Here is a 19,132-nt window from a genome sequence, read left to right as displayed (position 1 = left end):
GCGGCTCACCGCCCGAGCGCGCCGAACCAGGACTCGCTGGCCGCCGGATGCGTGCGGCTCATGATGAGGCCCGATTGCAGGTAGAGCGCGTTGAGCAGGCGGGCCGCACGTTCGGCATCGAGGCCCGGCCAGTCGGTCAGCTCGCGAAAGGACACGCTGTCTCCCTGCAAGCGCTGGATGGCGGCCAGCAGCGCGCCGGTGACACGCAGGTCGCCCAGTTCCAGCCCGGGCGCGATCCGGTAGGCCACCGGGCCGGCGATCTCCGGCAGCAGCGACCGCCGCGAGCCCCGCAGGGCGAACTCCCACAGCACCGGCCGCAGTGGGTGGTAGTGCGCTTCCTCGCCGACCAGCGCCGATTCCTCGTCGCCGGGAGGGCGCAGCACCGCCGGCTCGACATGCAACACCCGCAGCTCCGTGGGCCGCTGCTTGAGCAAGGCGTCCAGGCTGATCGGGCAGTGCACCAGCCGCTCCAGCGCGAACACCGTCAAGGGCACCACCATGTCGCCCATCTGCAGGTGAATGACCACCTGCTGGGCATGGCGGACGCAGGCGGCCAGCACCTCCAGGGCTTCGGACGCCTGGCCGGCGCGCTCGAAGCGGCTCAGGTCGGCCAGCAGCGAGGGGCTGAGGCCGGGCTGCCGGACGGCCGTCTCCACCATCACGCCGTGCGCGCGCGGACCCCCGGGCTCATGCAGGTAGCGCTGGAAGGCGCTCGCCCGCAGGAGCTCGGGTTCGCCGAAGGGGATGGTGGGTTCGAACATGCAACCAGACATGACAGAGGGCGTGACTTTATGCCAAGCCCGTACCACAACGCAAAATCGCCCACCCGGGCATCGGGGCTCCGGCGTGGCTCATGAGGCGGACCGGGCGGCGCGCAAGGCCTCCCAGAAGCTTTGCGCCTGCAGGGTGGCGAAGTTGATGCGCATGAGCGTGCTCGGGCGCGGGGAGGCGTAGAACAGCGAGCCGGGCGCGAGCAGCCAGCCGTCATCCAGCATGGTATGCGCCAGGCGCTCGGTGTCCATCCCCACGTCGAGCCAGCCGAAGAGACCACGCGGCGTCGCGGCAAACCGGCAACCCGCCGCCTCCGCCATCTGCACCGTGCGGGCGCGCGCGGCGTCGAGCCGCTGGACCACGCGCTCGGCATGACGGCGCAGCAGCCCCTGCTCGAGGCAGTGGGCGATGGCCTGCTCCGGCAGGCTGGGGGTGGTGAGCGAGGTGAGGAGCTTGGTGTCGATGACGCGCTCCACGACCGCGGGTGAGGCAGCGAGGTAGCCGACCCGCCAGTTGGGTGCGAGGATCTTGGAGAACCCGGAGATATAGACCGTGCGATCGAGTCCGTCCAGGGCCGACAGGCGCGGCTGGTGGGCCGGCGCCAGGTGGGCGTAGGTGTCGTCCTCGATCACCATGAAGTCGTGCTGCTGGGCCAGCTGCAGCAGCCGGTGCGCGACCGCCAGCGACAGCGATGCGCCGGTCGGGTTGTGCAGCACCGACACCGTCACGTACACCCGCGGCCGGTCCGTCGGCTTCTGCGCGGTGATCAGCTGCTCCATCACCGCGAGGTCCGGGCCGTTCTCGCCGCGTGGTACCGGCAGCATGCGCATGCCGAGCGCGGCGAGGCGCGCGTACTCCACGGACCAGCCCGGCTCGTCGACCAGCACGGTGTCGCCCGGGCGAAGCAAGGTGCGGGTGACGATGTCCAGCGCGTGGGTGGCCCCCGACGTGGTCACGATCTGGGCGGCCGGCGCGTCCACGCCAATCCCGGCCAACAGGCCGGACAGCGCCTTGCGCAGCCGCGGATCGCCCGCCGGTTCGCCATACCGGACCGAGCTCGCCTCGAGCAACGCGCCGCTGCTCACCCGGCGCAGTGCACTGCCCAGCATGGGCACGTCGAGCCATTCCACCGGAAGGGTGCCGAGGCCGGGCATGGGCTGCGCGCCGGGCGGCTGGAACATGCCGCGCACCAGGGCCGTGGCACTGATCGGCGCGCGAGGCCGCAGGGCCGGCACGTCCGGCATGGCCGAAGGCGTGGGGGGCGCCGTGCGCGGCTCACGCACGAAGAAGCCGCGCTGCCGCCGCGCCTCCACCAGGCCCAGTGCCAGCAGCCGGTCATAGGCGGCCACGACCGTGTGCGGACTGACGCCATGCCGGCTCGCGCATTCACGCACCGAGGGCAGGCGCGCCCCGGGCGCGATGAGGCGCTGGCGGATCCGTTCGGCAAAGCGGGCGGCCAGCTGGTCGGTCAGGCTCGTGTCGGCCTGGCGGGAGAGGGGAGGCGACGGCATGTGTCGGCGGGCGAACCAGTACAGTGCATGTGGCGTGTTGGTCAAGTGTAGCGTTGCTGTGCTGGTCTTCTGCTTAGACTGCAGGGACCTACCCGAGGAGACACCCATGACCTGGCAGATGGCGCGCCGAACCGCCCGAATGAACCCCTCCAGCATCCGCGAGATCCTGAAGGTCACCGAACGCCCCGGCATCATCTCGCTGGCTGGCGGCCTGCCTGCCGCTGAGGCCTTTCCGGTGGAGGCCATGCGTGACGCGAGCGCCCGCGTGCTGCGCGACACGCCCCGCGAGGCGCTGCAGTACGCCGCCAGCGAGGGACTCCCCGGCTTGCGCGAGTGGGTGGCCGCGCACCTGGCCGAGAGCGGCATGCGGGTGGACGCCTCGCAGGTGCTCATCACCTCCGGCTCCCAGCAAGGCCTCGACTTGCTGGGCAAGGTGCTGATCGACGCCGGCAGTGCGGTGGCCGTCGAGTCGCCCACCTACCTTGGGGCGCTGCAGGCCTTCGGCGTGTTCGAACCGGAGTGGGTCACGGTTCCCTGCGACAGCGAGGGCCCGCTGCCCGAGGGACTTGCCCGCGCCCGTGGCGCCCGCTTCCTCTACGCGTTGCCGAATTTCCAGAATCCGAGCGGCCGCTTGATCGGGGCGGCGCGGCGGCAGGGGCTGGTGGCGGCGGCGAGTCAGCTCGGCCTTCCCATCGTCGAAGACAATCCCTACGGCGACCTCTGGTACGACGCGCCGCCGCCGCCGCCGCTCGCAGCGCTGTGGCCCGAAGGCGTGGCCTACCTCGGCTCCTTCTCCAAGGTGCTGGCCCCCGGTCTGCGCCTGGGCTACCTGGTGGCGCCGCCCGAGCTGATGCCCAAGCTGTTGCAGGCCAAGCAGGCCGCGGACCTGCACACCCCCGGCTTCAATCAGCGCATGGTGCTCGAGGTGCTCAGGACCGGCCTGCTGGCCGAGCACGTGCCCGCCATCCGGGCCCGCTACCGCGCTCGGCGCGACGCCATGGCGCAGGCCCTTCGCAGCCACCTGCCCGACACCTGCCGTTGGGAGCTGCCCCAGGGCGGCATGTTCTTCTGGGTGCAGCTTCCCGCAGGGTGCGACGCCAGCGCGTTGCTGCCCAAGGCCGTGGCGCGAGGCATGGCCTTCGTGCCCGGCTCCGCCTTCTTCGCTGAGGGCGCCAGCGAATCCAGCCTGCGACTGTCCTTCGTCACCGCCACCCCGGAACAGATCGAGCTCGGCGTGCGCATGTTGGCCGAAACCCTCAAGGAGGCCTCATGAGCTGCCACCGCTTCACCCAGGTCGACGTGTTCACCGACGTTGCGCTGAAGGGCAACGCGCTGGCCGTCGTGCACGATGCCGACGGCCTCTCCGACGCCGCCATGCAGGCCTTTGCCCACTGGACCAACCTGTCGGAAACCACGTTCCTGCTCAAGCCCACCGAGCCCGGCGCGGACTACCGGGTGCGTATCTTCACCCCCAAGGGTGAGATGCGCTTCGCCGGCCATCCGACGCTCGGCAGCTGTCACGCCTGGCGACTGGCGGGCGGCGTCCCAGCGACGGACGGCATGGCGGTGCAGGAATGCGGCGTGGGGTTGGTGCGCATTCGCCAACGCGGTGAGGAGGCCGCTTTCGCGGCGCCGCCCGTTCGGGTCGAGCCGGTCGATGCGTCACTGATGGAAGCCGTCCAGGCGGCGCTCGGTCTCGCGCCGGCGCAAGTGATCGCGGCCAGCTGGCTGGACAACGGCGCCCGCTGGCTGGTGCTGCAGCTCGACAGCGCGGCATCCGTGCTGGCCGTCGAGCCCGACCTCTCACGGCTGGAGCCGCTGGCCGAGGTCGGCCTGGTGGGCGCCCATGAGGCCGGCGGACCGGCGGACTTCGAGTTGCGCGCCTTCGCGCCCTCGATCGGCGTGGGCGAGGACCCCGTCACCGGGAGCCTGAATGCCAGCGTGGCCCAGTGGCTGATGCAACGGGGCGTGGCGCCGGACGCCTACCGCGCCACCCAGGGCGCCCGACTGGGCCGGGCCGGGCGCATCGTCATCGAGCGGGAGGGGGACACCGTCTGGGTGGGCGGCCCGTCGGTCGCCTGCATCCAGGGTGAACTCACCCTCTGAGTTGCCTCAGCCCCGCAGGCGCCATGCGCGGCGCAGGCCGTCGAGCGCCTGGGCCCGCTCGGGATCGTTTGCGCGGGCCAGGGCGGAGTAGCGACGCCAGATGGTCCAGATCGAGGCCAGGAAGAACGCGAACAACGTCGCCCCGACAGCAATCACGGCGCGCTTGGGCTTGGACTTGCGGTCCGGCGGCAGGGCCACGTCGACCTGCTGGAGCGCCGGCGCGTCCTTCGCTTCATCCAGCCGGGCCACCTCGAACTGCTTGAGCATGCTGGTGAGCATCGTTTCCTGGAACTTCACCTCGCGCATGGCCCGGACGTAGTCCACGGCCGCCGACGGCAACCGGCCGATCGGGATGTCGATGCCGCCTTCGCCGCCCTGACCCTGGGCCACGGTCGAAGACTCCATTCGGGCCAGCTCCGCCCGGAGCGCTGCGAGCTCGGACATCAGCATGCGAACGTCCGGGTTCTCGGCTGTCGTGGCGGTGCGCAGCACCTTCAGCCGGATCTCGCGTTCCGCAATGCGCGTCTTGAGCTGCGCCACCGCCTCGATGATCGCTTCGGCCTGCTTGTCGAGCACCACCATGCCGGACTTTTCCTGGACCTGGCGCAAGGCCTGCTCGGCCTTGATGAGGTTCTCCTTCGTGTCCTTCAACTGGCTTTCGAAGAAGACGCGCCGCTGCTGTGCCTCCGACATGGCCAGGCGACTGAGCAGCCGGGTGATCTCCACCGAATGTGCATTGGCCAGATCCGCGGCGAACTGGGGGTCCTCGTCGTCCACCTCGACGGTGATGATGCCGGACTTCTTCTCGGCCGACTGGCGGATGTACTTCGCCACCTTGCTCTTCAATTCCTCGTAGGTCTTGGCCTCGTAGCGGTCCTTCAGCTTGAACTGCGTGTCCAGCGCCCGCAGGACCGTGTCGCTGCGCAGCAGGTTCACGTAGAGCTCGTCCGGCGTCTTGGCGCCCAGGCCACCGGCGAGTCCGCCGAGGTTGCCGAGTGCGGCCAGGGCCGCCGCCGAGCCCGATTGCTGCTGCGAGTTGGGCGGCACCATCGTGGTCCGCGCCGTGTAGACGTTGGGCAGCAGCAGGGAGATGCCGGCGGCCACCACACCGGTCGCCAGCGCGATGCCGCCGATGAAGCGCTTGCTCTCGCCGACCCACGTGAGCAGATCGACCAGGCTCACGCTCGGGCCGTCATCCAGCTCGTCGAGGGCCGGGTCCTGCAGTTGAACGGAAGTGTTCATGTCCGGCCTCAGTTGTTGCGCAGCGTGATGATCGCCGCGGCGCCCAGGCCGAACTGCGAGAAGATCTGCGACCAGTCCTTCAGGTTGCGCACCAGCGCGCGGCCCCAGGTCTCGTAGTCGAGCTTGTTCGGAACGACCAGCGCGTCACCCGGATTGAGGGCCACCGAATCGAGGTTGCTGCCGCCGAAGAAGCCGCGCGACTCGCTTGCGTGCAGCACCGTGCCGTCCGCCCGCAGGATGAACATGTTCGAGGGTTCCGCGGCGTCGTCGAGACCGGCCGAGCCGATGTACTCGCCCACGGTCTTGCCCGGCTTCCACAGGAACGCGTTGTTGTTCACCACGGCACCGGCCACGGTGACGAACGCGGGGCGGGTGGGCACGACGATCTGGTCCTGGTGTTCCAGCGGCACCTCAGGGAGGTCGGACAGCGAATCCACGTCGGGCGTGAGCTCGAGCGCGATGCGGCCGTTCGGCTCCATGCGGCTCAGTCGACCGATCTGGGCCTGGGTGGCCGCCGAGCTGATGGCCGCGCCCGCGGCCGCCGTCTCGTTGGCGCGGTTGGCGGCGTCGCGCGCCGCCTGGATGGACGACAGCGCCTCCAGCCGCTCGATGGCCGAGGCCAGGTTCTCGCGCTGGCGCTGGCGGGTTTCCTCGCGGCTGAACTCGAGGCCGTAGATGTAGGCCTGCGACGTGAGGCCGCCGGCACGCGCGATCAGCTGGGGCAGCGTCTCGCCGGGCAGCAGCTGGTAGGTGCCGGGAGCACCGACTTCGCCGAGCACGGACACCATGCGCGTCTGGCGCGACACCGGCACGCGCACGTCCTTCTGGCTGAACACCGTCACGACGTCGCCCGGCAGCAGGGCGAGGTTGTTCGCCTCGTCGCCTTGCAGCACGGCCTTGCCGAGGTTGAAGGGGATCACCTGGGTGGTCAGGTCCGCCTTGTTCAGTCGTTCGATGACGGCGTAGTCCCAATTCAGCTCATCGAAGAGCGGAGCAGCCGGGCGACGCCGCGTCGACACGCTGGAGCGGTTGCGGTCTTCGTCACGAGGATCCAGGCGGTCGCGGTCGCGCTCGCGCGGGAGCCGCTCGGCGTCCGCGCCGGCCAGGGCGCCGGCCTCCGCGCCACGGGCCGGCGGGCGGCTGCGCCCGTCACGCTGGCGGGCACGCTCACGCAACAGCTCGCTGTCGTTCAGGTCGTCGGTGCTGCGGGTGTCCATGCGCTCGCCATTGCGGGGCAGGTCGGTGCCCGTGTAGCGGCGGGACTCGCGTTGCAGCTGTTGCTCGTCTTCCTCTTCCTCGGTGACCTGCACGAGCAGGTTCTTGCGGCGGTAGAAGTCGGGCGAGATCAGGGCTTCCCGGTCCGGGATCAGGTCACGGATCCGCATGCCTTCGCGGTGCGGATAGCGCAGCGGCTGGGCCACCGCGCCCTTGAGGGTCACGGCATTGGCGAAGGCGGGCGAGATGGCGAGCAGGGTGACGACGTCGCCGTCCTTGAGCGGCTTCTTGAGGCCGTCGGCGTCCAGCTTGAACTCTTCCACGAAACGAGCCGCACCCGCGCGTTGCGGGTCGATGCGCTCGATCTGCACCCGGTTCGGGTTCACCAGCACGCCCGTGTCGCCGGAATAGCGAAGCACCTCGGAGACCGGCTCCTGGGCATCCTTCAGTTCATAGATGGCCGGGGAGTCGATGGCGCCGGTGAGCGCGACGCGCGGACCGGCCGGCTGGAAGACGACGACGTCGCCCGCAGTCAGCTGCACGTCGCGCGACTTGTCGCCCTGCACCAGGAAGTCGTAGATGTCGAGCTCCGCGACGATCTTGCCGTCGCGGCGCAGGCCCACCTTGCGCATCGAGCCGTTGGGACTCGGCCCGCCCGCGGCCACCACCGCCGACAGCAGGGTGGACTGGCTGGCCAGGGTGTAGACGCCCGGCACGCGCGCCGGTCCCACGACGAACACCTTGACGCCACGGAGCTGGCCGAGCGTCACGTTCAGGTTGAAGTTGGTGAACAGGCGGCCGATCTGGCCGCGCAGGTGACTTTCGAGGTTCGAGGCCCGCGTGCCGGCCACCGTGAAGGTGCCGACCTTGGGCAGGCTGATCTGCCCGCTGCGGTCCACCGTGGCGCGGTAGTCGACGTCGATGCTGCCCCAGGCGCGGATCAGGATCTGGTCGCCCGGGCCGACCATGTAGTCGGCCGACACCGGCACGTTGTCGACGGGCGAGAAGCTGTCGGCCGCGTCGGTGAAGAAGCGGTTGCCGAAGTTCTGCAACCGGCGGCCGGTGGCGGCCTCGACGAACTTCTGGAATTCGCTCGGCTTCGGCGGGGGCAGGTCGGCCCGGACGCCGGGCCGGGTCACGCCGGTGCGGTCCTGATTGGCGAAGCTCGGGTCGCCGCGCAGCGGGTTGTCGTTGCGAATGGTCGTGGGCGAGCTGAATCCTCCGCCAGTCCCACCGAAGCCGTCGCCGCGCTGGTTGGAGCCGCTGTTGCGGATGTCGGTCGACGACGAGTAGTCCGGGTTGGCGAACATCCCGGGCGTGGATTCGCCGGCGCCAAGGGCGGCTGCCGAGCCCAGACACAGGGTGGCGGCCAGCGCGCCGGTGCGAAACAGGGAGCGGAGAGACAGCAGGGGCATGCGGAACGAGCTCATGGAGACCGGCGCGCGAGCGCGCCGCATCGGGCCGGCGCGCCGGGCGCCGGAGGAAAGCAGCCGCGAATGTTAGCGGAACCGCGTCCGGCGCCCCGCAAGCCGGTGCGGGCCTCCGGCTTTGACGGCCGGGCGGCGGGTTGCGAATAAACTGGCGCGGCCCTGCACCGAAGCCCCGGAATGGATTCACCCGACATCCGCCTGATCCCCGCCGACCAGCCCGAATGGCTGGACCGCGTGCGCGCCATCTTTCGCGAGTACGCCGACAGTCTCGACGTGGACCTGTGCTTCCAGCAGTTCGATGAGGAGCTGGCCACGCTGCCCGGGCGCTATGCCCAGCCCGAAGGCCAGTTGCTGCTGGCGCTCGTGGACGGCGAGATCGCCGGCTGCGGCGCCTTCGCGCCGCGGCCCGACGCCGACTACCCCAATGCCTGCGAGATGAAGCGGCTGTACGTGCGACCCGCCTTCCGCCGGTTCGGGCTCGGGCGCGTGATGGCGCAGGCCTTGCTCGATGATGCACGGCGGGCCGGCTACTCGACCATGCTGCTCGACACCCTCGACGACATGGAGGCGGCCCGGGGTCTGTACAGCACCCTGGGCTTCCACGACATTCCTCCCTATTACTACAACCCCATCCCGGGCGCGCACTACCTGAAGGCCGACCTGGACTGACCGGTCCCGCGCCCACCGTCCCACCCTCCTGACGAGACTGTCTCCATGACCGATCCCCTTTCCCACAGCGTCGAACTGCGCGCCGGCTCCCTTCGCCTGGCATTGCGCGCCGACCTCGGCGGCTCCATCGCCGGGCTGTGGCACGACGGCACGCCGGTGCTGCGTTCGACCGAGCCGGCCGATCTGGCGCTGCCCCGCGCTTCAGCCAGCTATCCGCTGGTGCCGTACTCCAATCGTCTGGGGCACAGGCGCTTCGAATGGATGGGGCAGTCGTACACGACCGTGCCCAACTTCGGCGACAGCCCGCATTCGGTGCACGGTGTGGCCTGGTTGCGCGCCTGGGACGTGGTGTCGACCAACGCGACGGAGGCCGTCCTGCGCTACGTCCACACCCCCGACGCACACTGGCCGTTCGCCTTCGAGGTCGAGCAGCACTTCAAGCTCACCCCGCAGGCCCTGGAGGTGAGCTTCGCCTTCAGGAACACCGATGCCCGCGCGCAGCCGGCCGGCCTGGGCTGGCATCCGTACTTTCCCAAGCGCACGCGCAGCCGCCTGGAGATCGACCTCACGGGTCGGTGGGTGTCCGACGCCTCCGAGCTGCCGACGCACCGCGTGGCCGACACGGGTCTGCATGCGGACGTCGCGGCGCTCGACGTGGACAACTGCTTCGAGGGCTGGACCGGTGCGGCCCGCATTGACGATGAACAGTTCTCGCTGCAGCTGACGTCCGACCTGCCCTACCTCGTGGTCTACACACCGCAGGACAAGGACTACTACTGCGTCGAACCGGTGAGCCACGTCAGCAATGCGATCCAGATGGCCGATCCCGCCGCGCACGGCCTGCGCACGGTGGAGCCCGGCGCCACCTTCACGGGTTCGATGAACCTGGCGGTGAAGGCGCTGTGAGCCAGGGCGCCGCATCCGACTGGCAACTCGCCGTGCCGCCGACCGCGGTGCTCGGCGAGTCCCCGGCCTGGCATGCCGGCGAGCAATGCCTGTATTACTGCGACATCGCAGCGCACCAGCTGCGTCGCTTCGACCCGGCCACCGGCGAGCTTCGCCAGTGGCAGTTCGGCACCCACGTGGCCAGCGTCGCGCCCATGGCCGACGGCGCGCTGTTGCTCGCGCAGCGCAACGGGCTGTGGCGCTTCGAGCCGTCGGCCGGTCGACATGAATTGCTGGTGCCGCCCCCCTACGACCTCGGCGCCTTCCGGTTCAACGACGGCAAGTGCGATCCACAAGGGCGCTTCTGGGTGGGCACGCTGAGCGACGCGCGCGAGCCTGTGGCCGCGCTGTATCGCTTCGACGCGCAACACGAACTCACCGAGATGGTGGGCGGCCTCACCGTGGCCAACGGCCTGGCCTTCAGCCCCGACGGCCGCACGCTGTACCACAGCGATACGACGGCTCATGCCATCTATGCGGCCGACTTCGAGCCGACGCGGGGCACACTCTCCAACCGCCGTGTCTTCGCGCAGTTCCCCAAGAAGGATGCGGGGCAGGGCCTGTCTCGCTACGGTGGCCGGCCCGACGGGGCCGCGGTCGACCTGGAGGGCTGCTACTGGGTCGCCATGTTCGAGGGCGCACGCGTGTTGAAGCTGTCGCCCACCGGCGAAGTCCTGCGCGAGCTGCCCCTTCCGGTGCAGTGTCCCACCATGCCGTGCTTCGGCGGCCCCGACCTGCGCACGCTGTACCTCACCACCTCGCGCGAGAAGCGCCCTGATGCTGAACTGGCGTCCCAGCCGTGGGCGGGCGGCGTGCTGTCGCTGAGAGTCGATGTGCCGGGCCTGCCCACTTCGGTTTTTGGTTGAAAGCAGACACCTCGACTTGGGGTTCGCGGAAGAGGGTGGGTTTCCACGTATAATTCCGAGGCTTTGCTGCAACCGGACGTACGTGGGCCATGAACGGACCTCTCGATCATGGCGCTGATAGCGCGTACGACACAGATGCGGCGCAAGAACCGGCTTTCAAGCCGCTGACCTCCGAGGAGGCCGCGGCGCTGAGAAGCAGGATCCCTCCGATTTCGCCCTGGCGAATCCTTGCGGCGCAAGCCGCGCTGGGTCTGGTTTGCGCGCTGGTGACGTGGGGCTTCACACAACGCGCCAGCGCGGTGTGGTCGGCCTTTTACGGCGCGGCGGTGGTCGTGGTTCCCGGCGCCTTGCTGGCTTACGGAATCCGACGAGGAACAGCCAACCCGGCGGCCGCGGCTGCAGGGTTCATGTTCTGGGAATTGACGAAGATCGCCGTGGCGGCGTCCATGTTGGTGGGCGTGGCCATGTTGGCGCCCGATCTGAGCTGGCCGGCCCTGCTGGTCACGATGGTCGTGTGCATGAAGATGGGTTGGCTGGTGCTGCTCGTGCGGCGCCGGTCGGTTGTGACCACGATAACAAAGAGAGTCTGATTCGACATGGCTGCCGAAGCAAACGCTGCTCAAGCTCACGCGGGCCCCTCGCCCACCGAGTACATCCAGCACCACCTGCAACACCTGCAGAAGACCTTCTCTTTCGAGAGCGTGAAACAGACGCAGATCGTTGATTTCAGCGTCTTCAACCTCGACTCCCTCGTGTTCTCCGTCGTGCTCGGGGTGCTGGGTTGCTGGATCATGTGGATGGCCGCGCGTCGCGCCACCTCCGGCGTGCCGGGCCGCTTCCAGGCTGCCGTCGAGATCCTGGCCGAGATGGTCGAGAACCAGGCCAAGGGCGTGATCCACAACGCACAGAGCCGCAAGCTCGTGTCGCCGCTCGCGCTCACCGTGGCCGTGTGGATCTTCCTCATGAACTTCATGGACATGCTGCCGGTGGACTTGCTCCCGGCTGCATGGCACGTCGCCGGTCCGGCGCTCGGCTTCAAGGATTACCTGCGTGTCGTGCCCACGGCCGACCTGTCGACCACGCTCGGCCTCTCGACCAGCGTGCTGTTCGTCTGCCTCGTCTACAACGTCAAGATCAAGGGCGTTGGTGGCTGGGCCCACGAGCTGGTCGCCGCGCCTTTCGGCGACAAGTGGTTCCTCTACCCGGTGAACTTCCTCATGCAAATGATCGAGTACGTCGCGAAGACCGTGTCCCACGGCATGCGACTGTTCGGCAACATGTTCGCCGGCGAACTCGTGTTCATGCTGATCGCCCTCATGGGCGGCGTGTGGGCATGGCAGTTCAATCCCGTGTCCGGTGGCTTCTGGCTGGGCGTGGGGCATGTGGTGGCCGGGACCGTCTGGACCCTGTTCCACATTCTCGTGATCACGCTGCAAGCCTTCATCTTCATGATGCTGACGCTGATCTACGCAGGCCAGGCGCACGACGCGCACTGATCTGACCCTCTCTCTCGTTCTTCTCTTTTCCCGTTTTTCATTCCATCCTTAGGAGCAATCATGGATAACAGCTACATCGGTCTTCTGGCACTGGCTTGCGGTCTGATCGTCGGCCTGGGCGCGATCGGCGCTTCGATCGGCATCGCACTGATGGGCGGCAAGTTCCTCGAGTCGTCGGCTCGCCAACCGGAACTGATGAACGAACTGCAGACCAAGATGTTCATTCTGGCCGGCCTGATCGACGCCGCGTTCCTGATCGGCGTCGCCATCGCGCTGCTGTTCGCCTTCGCCAACCCGTTCGCCGCTTTCCTCCGGTAATTCGTCGCAGCCCTTTCACGGTTGAAAGGATCGTGCAATGAACATCAACGCAACCCTGTTCCTCCAAGCGATCGTCTTCGCGATCCTTGTGTGGTTCACGATGCGCTACATCTGGCCGCCGCTCACGAAGGCGCTGGACGAGCGCGCCGCGAAAATTGCCGAAGGTCTGTCTGCCGCTGACAAGGCCAAGACGGAACTCGTCGCCACGCAGCAGCGTGTCGGCGAGCAGCTGTCGGCCGCCCGTGACGATGCCAACAAGCGCCTGGCCGATGCCGAGCGCCTGGCCCAGTCGATGATCGAGGAAGCCAAGACTCGCGCAAGCGAGGAAGGCGCCAAGATCATCGCCTCGGCGAAGGCCGAGGCCGAGCAGGAAGCCACCCGCGCGCGCGAAAGCCTGCGCGACCAGGTGGCCGTGCTGGCAGTCAAGGGTGCGGAACAGATCCTGAAGCGCGAAGTCAACGCCGGCGTTCACGCCGACATCCTGAATCGCCTCAAGGCTGAGCTGTAAACCATGGCCGAGCTTGCAACCATCGCGCGCCCGTACGCCGAGGCGCTGTTCAAGGCATCCGACGCGGCCAGCGCGCCGGCCCTGGCTGGCGAAATCCAGTCCCTGGCTGACGTGTCGGCCGACGGTCAACTGCGTCAGTTCGCCGCCAATCCCAAGGTGTCGGCCCAGCAGGTGCTCGAGGTCATCGCTTCGGTGATCAAGACGCCGCTGTCGCCGGCCGCGAAAAACCTGCTGCAGGTCGTGCTCGAGAACGATCGCCTGGCCGTGCTGCCCGATGTGGCCGCGCAGTTCCAGGCGCTCGTGAACGAGCGCACCGGCGTCTCGGATGCTGTCGTCTACAGCGCCTACCCCATCGAGCCGGCTCAACTCGGCGACGTGAAGGCGACGCTGGAAAAGCGATTCGGGCGCAAGCTCAACGCCACGGTGGTGGTGCAGCCCGAGCTGATCGGTGGCATTCGCGTGGTGGTCGGTGACGAAGTGCTGGACACCTCGGTCAAGGCCCGTCTTGAACAAATGAAGGTGGCGCTGACGGCGTAAGCCGTCCCCGCTGCCCGTCCAACCTGCCAAGGCCTTGCCCGAAGCAGACCGGAGAGAAGCAATGCAACTGAATCCCGCAGAAATTTCCGAACTGATCAAGAGCCGCATCGAAGGGCTCACCGCTTCGGCGGACATCCGCAACCAGGGCACCGTGGTGTCGGTCACCGACGGCATCGTCCGCATCCACGGCCTGTCGGACGTGATGCAGGGCGAAATGCTGGAATTCCCGGCCACTGCGGCTGGTGCGCCGACCTTCGGTCTGGCCCTGAACCTCGAGCGCGACTCCGTCGGCGCCGTGATTCTGGGCGAGTACGAGCACATCTCCGAAGGCGACACGGTCAAGTGCACCGGCCGCATTCTCGAAGTGCCGATCGGTCCGGAACTCAAGGGCCGCGTGGTGAACGCACTCGGCCAGCCGATCGACGGCAAGGGCCCGATCAACGCCAAGCTGACCGCCCCGATCGAGAAGATCGCCCCTGGCGTGATCGCCCGTAAATCGGTCGACCAGCCGATGCAGACCGGCCTGAAGTCCATCGACTCCATGGTGCCCGTCGGCCGTGGCCAGCGCGAGCTGATCATCGGTGACCGCCAGACCGGCAAGACCGCCGTCGCCATCGACGCGATCATCAACCAGAAGGGTCAGAACATGACCTGCATCTACGTTGCGATCGGCCAGAAGGCTTCGTCGATCAAGAACGTGGTGCGCGCCCTGGAAGCCAACGGCGCCCTGGAATACACCATCGTCGTGGCCGCATCGGCCGCCGAATCGGCTGCCATGCAGTACGTGTCGGCCTACTCGGGCTGCACGATGGGCGAGTACTTCCGCGACCGTGGCGAAGACGCCCTGATCGTGTACGACGACCTGTCCAAGCAGGCCGTGGCCTACCGTCAGGTCTCGCTGCTGCTGCGCCGCCCGCCGGGCCGCGAAGCCTACCCCGGCGACGTGTTCTACCTCCACAGCCGTCTGCTCGAGCGCGCAGCCCGCGTGAACGCCGACTACGTCGAAGCCTTCACCAAGGGTGAAGTCAAGGGCAAGACCGGTTCGCTGACCGCCCTGCCCATCATCGAGACGCAAGCCGGTGACGTGTCGGCGTTCGTGCCGACCAACGTGATCTCGATCACCGACGGCCAGATCTTCCTCGAGACCTCGCTCTTCAACGCCGGCATCCGTCCCGCCATCAACGCCGGTATCTCGGTGTCGCGCGTCGGTGGTGCAGCACAGACGAAGATCATCAAGGGCCTGTCCGGTGGTATCCGTACCGACCTGGCGCAGTACCGTGAACTGGCCGCCTTCGCGCAGTTCGCCTCCGACCTGGACGAAGCCACCCGCAAGCAGCTCGACCGTGGCGCCCGCGTCACCGAACTGCTCAAGCAGGCCCAGTACTCGCCGCTGCCCATCAGCCTCATGGGTGCGACGCTGTTCGCGGTGAACAAGGGCTTCATGGACGACGTCGACGTCAAGAAGGTCCTCGCCTTCGAAGCCGGCCTGCACTCGCACCTCAAGTCGAGCCACGCCGGTCTGCTGAAGAAGATCGAGGATGCCAAGGCGATGGACAAGGACGCGGAAGCCGAACTGTCGAACGCCGTGGCGGCCTTCAAGAAGTCCTTCGCCTGATCGCTGACGGCACGAAGACGCTTTAACGAAGGAACTCCGACATGGCAGCAGGCAAGGAAATCCGCGGCAAGATCAAGAGCTTCGAGAACACGAAGAAGATCACCAAGGCCATGGAGATGGTGTCCGTCTCCAAGATGCGCAAGGCGCAGGAGCGCATGCGCTCGGCCCGCCCGTATGCCGAGAAGATCCGCAGCTTGGCGGCCAACCTGTCGTTGGCCACGCCCGAGTACAAGCACCCGTTCATGGTGGCGAACGACTCGGCCAAGGTGGCCGGCGTCATCGCCGTCACGACCGACAAGGGCCTGTGCGGCGGCTTGAACACCAACGTGTTGCGGGCCCTCACGGCCAAGCTGCGCGAGCTCGAAGGCCAGGGCCAGAAGATCGAAGCCGTTGCCATCGGCAACAAGGGCTACGGTTTTTTGAACCGCATCGGCGCGACGGTGGTCTCGCATGTCACGCAGCTCGGTGACAAGCCGCACCTGGACAAGCTCATCGGTCCGGTGAAGGTGCTGCTCGACGCGTATGCCGAAGGCAAGCTGTCGGCGGTGTACCTGACCTACACCCGCTTCATCAACACGATGAAGCAGGAGCCGGTCGTGATGCAGCTGCTGCCGCTGGCAGCCGACAGCCTCAAGGGCGACCAGCCCGAAGCGGCCGTCGGTGCCGGTTCGCATGGCTGGGACTACATCTACGAGCCCGATGCCGTGACGGTGATCGACGAACTGCTGATGCGCTACACCGAGGCCCTGGTCTACCAGGCGGTTGCCGAGAACATGGCATCCGAGCACTCGGCACGCATGGTGGCGATGAAGGCCGCGACCGACAACGCGGGCAACGTGATCGCCGAGTTGAAGCTCGTCTACAACAAGGCCCGGCAGGCCGCGATCACCAAAGAACTGTCCGAGATCGTGGCGGGTGCTGCAGCCGTCTGACGGCCGCGACTCCCCTGGTCGACGATTCAAGAATCTGATTATTTAAGGATACGAACATGGCTGACGGCAAAATTGTTCAGTGCATCGGCGCGGTGGTGGACGTCGAGTTCCCCCGCAACGCCATGCCCAAGGTGTACGACGCACTGAAGCTGGAGGGCACGGCCCTGACGCTCGAGGTGCAGCAGCAGCTGGGCGACGGCGTGGTGCGTACCATCGCCCTGGGTTCGTCCGACGGTCTGCGCCGCGGCCTGACCGTGCAGAACACCGGCAAGGCGATCTCGGTGCCCGTCGGCCGTGCCACCCTCGGCCGCATCATGGACGTGCTGGGTACGCCCATCGACGAGCGTGGTCCGGTCAGCAACGAACTGACGGCCTCCATCCACCGCCTGCCGCCGGCCTTCGACGAGCTCAGCCCGTCGACCGACCTGCTGGAAACCGGCATCAAGGTGATCGACCTGGTCTGCCCGTTCGCCAAGGGCGGCAAGGTGGGTCTGTTCGGTGGCGCCGGCGTCGGCAAGACCGTGAACATGATGGAACTCATCAACAACATCGCCAAGGCCCACAGCGGTCTGTCGGTGTTCGCAGGTGTGGGTGAGCGTACCCGTGAGGGCAACGACTTCTATCACGAGATGGCCGACTCCGGCGTCGTGAACCTCGAGAAGCTCGAGGACTCGAAGGTCGCGATGGTCTACGGCCAGATGAACGAGCCCCCGGGCAACCGCCTGCGCGTGGCGCTGACGGGCCTGACCATTGCCGAGTCGTTCCGTGACGAAGGCAAGGACGTGCTGTTCTTCGTGGACAACATCTACCGCTACACGCTGGCCGGTACCGAAGTGTCCGCGCTGCTGGGCCGGATGCCTTCCGCCGTGGGCTACCAGCCGACGCTGGCCGAGGAAATGGGCCGCCTGCAGGAGCGGATCACGTCCACCAAGGTGGGCTCGATCACGTCCATCCAGGCCGTGTACGTTCCCGCGGACGACCTGACCGACCCGTCGCCTGCCACGACCTTCGCCCACCTGGACTCCACCGTGGTGCTGTCGCGTGACATCGCCTCGCTGGGCATCTACCCCGCCGTGGATCCGCTCGACTCGACCTCGCGTCAGCTGGACCCGAACGTCGTCGGCGAAGAGCACTACAACACCGCCCGTGCGGTGCAGGGCACGCTGCAGCGCTACAAGGAACTGCGCGACATCATCGCCATTCTGGGCATGGACGAACTGTCGCCGGAAGACAAGCTGGCCGTGGCGCGCGCCCGGAAGATCCAGCGTTTCCTGAGCCAGCCGTTCCACGTGGCCGAGGTGTTCACCGGTTCCCCGGGCAAGTACGTGCCCCTGAAGGAAACCATCCGCGGCTTCAAGATGATCGTGGCCGGCGAGTGCGACAGCCTCCCGGAGCAGGCCTTCTACATGGTCGGCACGATCGACGAAGCCTTCGAGAAGGCGAAGAAGATTCAGTGATCGGCCTGACCGGGCGCCTGCCTTGCGGCCTGCGCCCGGCGTTCCGCCTGAACCCGATTCCCACCTTTAAGGAAAACATCCCATGGCAACCCTGCACGTAGACGTGGTCTCGGCCGAAGAGAGCATCTTCTCCGGCGAAGCCAAGTTCGTCGCATTGCCGGGCGAGAACGGCGAGCTGGGCATCCTGCCCCGCCACACGCCGCTGATCACCCGCATCAAGCCGGGCGCCGTTCGCATCGAACGCACCGATGGCACGGAGGAATTCGTGTTCGTCGCCGGGGGCATCCTGGAAGTGCAGCCGGGCACCGTCACCGTGCTGGCCGACACCGCCATCCGCGGCAAGGACCTCGACGAAGCCAAGGCCGCCGAAGCCAAGCGCCTCGCCGAAGAAGCGATGAAGAACGCGAAGAGCGACATCGACTTCGCGGCTGCCCAGAGCGAGTTCGTCGCGATGGCCGCCCAGATCGCCGCGCTGCGCAAGTTCCGCAAGAAGTGAACGTCTCGCGCGTCGCACAAGCCCGCCAGGTCCGCCTCGGCGGGCTTTTGTCCTTTGAGGCGCGGCATTGCCGGTGGGACCGACGGCGCGTCGTCGGCGCCTCGGCGGCGTTCCCGCGCCACTGGTTTGTGGGAGCACCTGCCGCATGACCCCCGTCGCATCCGCCCATCCTTTCGACCTGCGGGGACGTACCGCCCTCGTCACGGGGGCCAACAGCGGGCTCGGCCTCGCCATGGCACAAGCCCTCGCCCAGGCAGGCGCCACGGTGTGGATCAACGGCCGCGACCCCGCCCGGACCGCGGCGGCCGTCGAGGCCGTGCGGGCAGGCGGCGGCCACGCCTGTGCGGCGGTTTTCGACGTCACGGACCCCGTCGCGGCCGAAGACGCCGTGGCGAAGCTCGTGGCCGAGCACGGACGCTGGGACATCCTCGTCAACAACGTGGGGCAGCGCCACCGGGGCGCACTGGACGGGTTCGACCTGCCGGCCGTTCGCTCGCTGCTCGAAGTGGACCTGCTCGCACCGTTCCACCTGTGCCAGATCGCGGCCCGCCACATGCGCGCCGCACAGCAGGGGCGCATCATCAACATCACGTCCATCGCAGGCGACATCGCGCGGGCCGGCGACGTCGTCTACACCACCGCCAAGGGCGGCCTGGCGGCGCTGACCCGTGCGCTGGCCGCCGAACTCGGCCCCGACGGCATCACGGTCAACGCGGTGGCCCCGGGCTACTTCGCCACTGAGCCCAATGCGGCGATGGTGGCCGACCCGCAGGTGGGCGAGTGGCTGCAGCGCCGAACCTCCCTCGGGCGGTGGGGACGTCCGGAGGAAGTGGCTGGCGCCGTGGTGTTCCTGGCTTCATCCGCGGCCTCGTATGTCACGGGACAGGTGCTTGCCGTCGACGGTGGCTACCTGGCGCACTTCTGAACCAGGTGGGGGAGGCGCGCGGCCGGCTGCCACACCGCGGGGCTTCGGCTGCCGAGCGTGGTGGGTCAATGGCCGAGCGAGCGCATCCGCGGC

At 68.0% G+C, this 19,132-nt stretch carries 19 protein-coding genes; 15 read left to right on the top strand and 4 right to left on the bottom strand.

Annotated features, from left to right (window positions below; translation table 11 throughout):
- Positions 1-5 precede the first annotated feature (5 nt).
- Together ACSQ2F_RS19045 and ACSQ2F_RS19040 are read right to left on the bottom strand one after the other, a co-directional pair.
- Positions 6-761 (bottom strand): hypothetical protein, encoded by a 756-nt coding sequence (locus tag ACSQ2F_RS19045; RefSeq protein WP_436025697.1) that lies wholly within the window; start codon positions 759-761, stop codon positions 6-8.
- A gap of 90 nt (positions 762-851) precedes the next feature.
- On the bottom strand, positions 852-2,282 hold the full coding sequence (locus ACSQ2F_RS19040) for a PLP-dependent aminotransferase family protein (RefSeq protein ID WP_436025695.1): 1,431 nt from the start codon (positions 2,280-2,282) through the stop codon (positions 852-854).
- Between the two features lie 106 nt (positions 2,283-2,388).
- Here ACSQ2F_RS19040 and ACSQ2F_RS19035 point away from each other — a divergent pair, with 106 nt between their 5' ends.
- Entirely contained in the window at positions 2,389-3,555 is a 1,167-nt protein-coding gene (locus ACSQ2F_RS19035; protein WP_436025693.1) for a PLP-dependent aminotransferase family protein, read from the top strand.
- Complete coding sequence (locus ACSQ2F_RS19030) at positions 3,552-4,388, top strand: PhzF family phenazine biosynthesis protein (protein ID WP_436025691.1); 837 nt, start codon at positions 3,552-3,554, stop codon at positions 4,386-4,388. The genes ACSQ2F_RS19035 and ACSQ2F_RS19030 overlap by 4 nt, the downstream gene beginning before the upstream one ends.
- Before the next feature lie 6 nt (positions 4,389-4,394).
- Here ACSQ2F_RS19030 and ACSQ2F_RS19025 read toward each other — a convergent pair whose 3' ends face one another.
- Complete coding sequence (locus tag ACSQ2F_RS19025) at positions 4,395-5,630, bottom strand: GumC family protein (RefSeq protein ID WP_436025689.1); 1,236 nt, start codon at positions 5,628-5,630, stop codon at positions 4,395-4,397.
- Between the two features lie 8 nt (positions 5,631-5,638).
- The gene (locus ACSQ2F_RS19020; protein ID WP_436025687.1) at positions 5,639-8,260 is read right to left on the bottom strand and encodes an SLBB domain-containing protein; all 2,622 of its coding nucleotides are present in this window, start codon (positions 8,258-8,260) and stop codon (positions 5,639-5,641) included.
- Positions 8,261-8,452: 192 nt separating this feature from the next.
- Between ACSQ2F_RS19020 and ACSQ2F_RS19015 the strand changes: the two genes are divergently transcribed.
- The 13 genes from ACSQ2F_RS19015 (at position 8,453) to ACSQ2F_RS18955 (ending at position 19,039) form a co-directional block, all read left to right on the top strand.
- Positions 8,453-8,944, top strand: coding sequence for a GNAT family N-acetyltransferase (locus tag ACSQ2F_RS19015; RefSeq protein WP_436025682.1), 492 nt, complete (start codon positions 8,453-8,455; stop codon positions 8,942-8,944).
- 45 nt (positions 8,945-8,989) lie between these two features.
- Positions 8,990-9,850: an aldose 1-epimerase gene (locus ACSQ2F_RS19010; protein ID WP_436025680.1), complete on the top strand. Its 861-nt coding sequence runs from the start codon at positions 8,990-8,992 to the stop codon at positions 9,848-9,850.
- A complete protein-coding gene (locus ACSQ2F_RS19005) occupies positions 9,847-10,755 on the top strand; it encodes an SMP-30/gluconolactonase/LRE family protein (protein WP_436025678.1) in 909 nt (302 codons plus the stop codon). The genes ACSQ2F_RS19010 and ACSQ2F_RS19005 overlap by 4 nt, the downstream gene beginning before the upstream one ends.
- A gap of 89 nt (positions 10,756-10,844) precedes the next feature.
- Complete coding sequence (locus tag ACSQ2F_RS19000) at positions 10,845-11,345, top strand: ATP synthase subunit I (RefSeq protein WP_436025676.1); 501 nt, start codon at positions 10,845-10,847, stop codon at positions 11,343-11,345.
- A 6-nt stretch (positions 11,346-11,351) separates the two neighbouring features.
- Positions 11,352-12,251, top strand: coding sequence for a F0F1 ATP synthase subunit A (atpB, locus tag ACSQ2F_RS18995; RefSeq protein ID WP_436025674.1), 900 nt, complete (start codon positions 11,352-11,354; stop codon positions 12,249-12,251).
- Between the two features lie 60 nt (positions 12,252-12,311).
- Positions 12,312-12,569, top strand: coding sequence for a F0F1 ATP synthase subunit C (gene atpE / locus ACSQ2F_RS18990; RefSeq protein ID WP_436025672.1), 258 nt, complete (start codon positions 12,312-12,314; stop codon positions 12,567-12,569).
- Between the two features lie 37 nt (positions 12,570-12,606).
- Positions 12,607-13,077 carry a F0F1 ATP synthase subunit B gene (locus ACSQ2F_RS18985; protein WP_056660942.1) on the top strand — a complete coding sequence of 157 codons (471 nt, stop codon included), beginning with the start codon at positions 12,607-12,609 and terminating at the stop codon, positions 13,075-13,077.
- Between the two features lie 3 nt (positions 13,078-13,080).
- On the top strand, positions 13,081-13,614 hold the full coding sequence (locus tag ACSQ2F_RS18980) for a F0F1 ATP synthase subunit delta (protein ID WP_436025669.1): 534 nt from the start codon (positions 13,081-13,083) through the stop codon (positions 13,612-13,614).
- 61 nt (positions 13,615-13,675) lie between these two features.
- The gene (gene atpA / locus ACSQ2F_RS18975) at positions 13,676-15,229 is read left to right on the top strand and encodes a F0F1 ATP synthase subunit alpha (RefSeq protein WP_436025667.1); all 1,554 of its coding nucleotides are present in this window, start codon (positions 13,676-13,678) and stop codon (positions 15,227-15,229) included.
- A gap of 41 nt (positions 15,230-15,270) precedes the next feature.
- Positions 15,271-16,161, top strand: a complete 891-nt coding sequence (gene atpG / locus ACSQ2F_RS18970) for a F0F1 ATP synthase subunit gamma (protein ID WP_436025665.1) — start codon at positions 15,271-15,273, stop codon at positions 16,159-16,161.
- Between the two features lie 56 nt (positions 16,162-16,217).
- Complete coding sequence (gene atpD / locus ACSQ2F_RS18965; protein WP_436025663.1) at positions 16,218-17,618, top strand: F0F1 ATP synthase subunit beta; 1,401 nt, start codon at positions 16,218-16,220, stop codon at positions 17,616-17,618.
- A gap of 82 nt (positions 17,619-17,700) precedes the next feature.
- Entirely contained in the window at positions 17,701-18,114 is a 414-nt protein-coding gene (locus tag ACSQ2F_RS18960) for a F0F1 ATP synthase subunit epsilon (RefSeq protein ID WP_056660957.1), read from the top strand.
- Positions 18,115-18,259: 145 nt separating this feature from the next.
- Positions 18,260-19,039: an SDR family oxidoreductase gene (locus ACSQ2F_RS18955; RefSeq protein ID WP_436025661.1), complete on the top strand. Its 780-nt coding sequence runs from the start codon at positions 18,260-18,262 to the stop codon at positions 19,037-19,039.
- Positions 19,040-19,132 lie beyond the last annotated feature (93 nt).

This window comes from Rhizobacter sp. LjRoot28 (genome assembly GCF_964253025.1).
In the GTDB taxonomy this organism is placed as follows: Bacteria; Pseudomonadota; Gammaproteobacteria; order Burkholderiales; family Burkholderiaceae_C; genus Rhizobacter.
The sequence above is the reverse complement of the archived record's forward strand: the minus strand, read 5'-3'. Positions and strand labels throughout refer to the sequence as shown.

What these genes read in the sequence shown, in the direction of transcription:
- ACSQ2F_RS19045 (WP_436025697.1), bottom strand. Translation starts at nt 761, where the DNA reads ATGTTCGAACCCACCATCCCCTTCGGCGAACCCGAGCTCCTGCGGGCG.
- ACSQ2F_RS19040 (WP_436025695.1), bottom strand. Translation starts at nt 2,282, where the DNA reads ATGCCGTCGCCTCCCCTCTCCCGCCAGGCCGACACGAGCCTGACCGAC.
- ACSQ2F_RS19035 (WP_436025693.1), top strand. Translation starts at nt 2,389, where the DNA reads ATGACCTGGCAGATGGCGCGCCGAACCGCCCGAATGAACCCCTCCAGC.
- ACSQ2F_RS19030 (WP_436025691.1), top strand. Translation starts at nt 3,552, where the DNA reads ATGAGCTGCCACCGCTTCACCCAGGTCGACGTGTTCACCGACGTTGCG.
- ACSQ2F_RS19025 (WP_436025689.1), bottom strand. Translation starts at nt 5,630, where the DNA reads ATGAACACTTCCGTTCAACTGCAGGACCCGGCCCTCGACGAGCTGGAT.
- ACSQ2F_RS19020 (WP_436025687.1), bottom strand. Translation starts at nt 8,260, where the DNA reads ATGCCCCTGCTGTCTCTCCGCTCCCTGTTTCGCACCGGCGCGCTGGCC.
- ACSQ2F_RS19015 (WP_436025682.1), top strand. Translation starts at nt 8,453, where the DNA reads ATGGATTCACCCGACATCCGCCTGATCCCCGCCGACCAGCCCGAATGG.
- ACSQ2F_RS19010 (WP_436025680.1), top strand. Translation starts at nt 8,990, where the DNA reads ATGACCGATCCCCTTTCCCACAGCGTCGAACTGCGCGCCGGCTCCCTT.
- ACSQ2F_RS19000 (WP_436025676.1), top strand. Translation starts at nt 10,845, where the DNA reads ATGAACGGACCTCTCGATCATGGCGCTGATAGCGCGTACGACACAGAT.
- atpB (WP_436025674.1), top strand. Translation starts at nt 11,352, where the DNA reads ATGGCTGCCGAAGCAAACGCTGCTCAAGCTCACGCGGGCCCCTCGCCC.
- atpE (WP_436025672.1), top strand. Translation starts at nt 12,312, where the DNA reads ATGGATAACAGCTACATCGGTCTTCTGGCACTGGCTTGCGGTCTGATC.
- ACSQ2F_RS18985 (WP_056660942.1), top strand. Translation starts at nt 12,607, where the DNA reads ATGAACATCAACGCAACCCTGTTCCTCCAAGCGATCGTCTTCGCGATC.
- ACSQ2F_RS18980 (WP_436025669.1), top strand. Translation starts at nt 13,081, where the DNA reads ATGGCCGAGCTTGCAACCATCGCGCGCCCGTACGCCGAGGCGCTGTTC.
- atpA (WP_436025667.1), top strand. Translation starts at nt 13,676, where the DNA reads ATGCAACTGAATCCCGCAGAAATTTCCGAACTGATCAAGAGCCGCATC.
- atpG (WP_436025665.1), top strand. Translation starts at nt 15,271, where the DNA reads ATGGCAGCAGGCAAGGAAATCCGCGGCAAGATCAAGAGCTTCGAGAAC.
- atpD (WP_436025663.1), top strand. Translation starts at nt 16,218, where the DNA reads ATGGCTGACGGCAAAATTGTTCAGTGCATCGGCGCGGTGGTGGACGTC.
- ACSQ2F_RS18960 (WP_056660957.1), top strand. Translation starts at nt 17,701, where the DNA reads ATGGCAACCCTGCACGTAGACGTGGTCTCGGCCGAAGAGAGCATCTTC.
- ACSQ2F_RS18955 (WP_436025661.1), top strand. Translation starts at nt 18,260, where the DNA reads ATGACCCCCGTCGCATCCGCCCATCCTTTCGACCTGCGGGGACGTACC.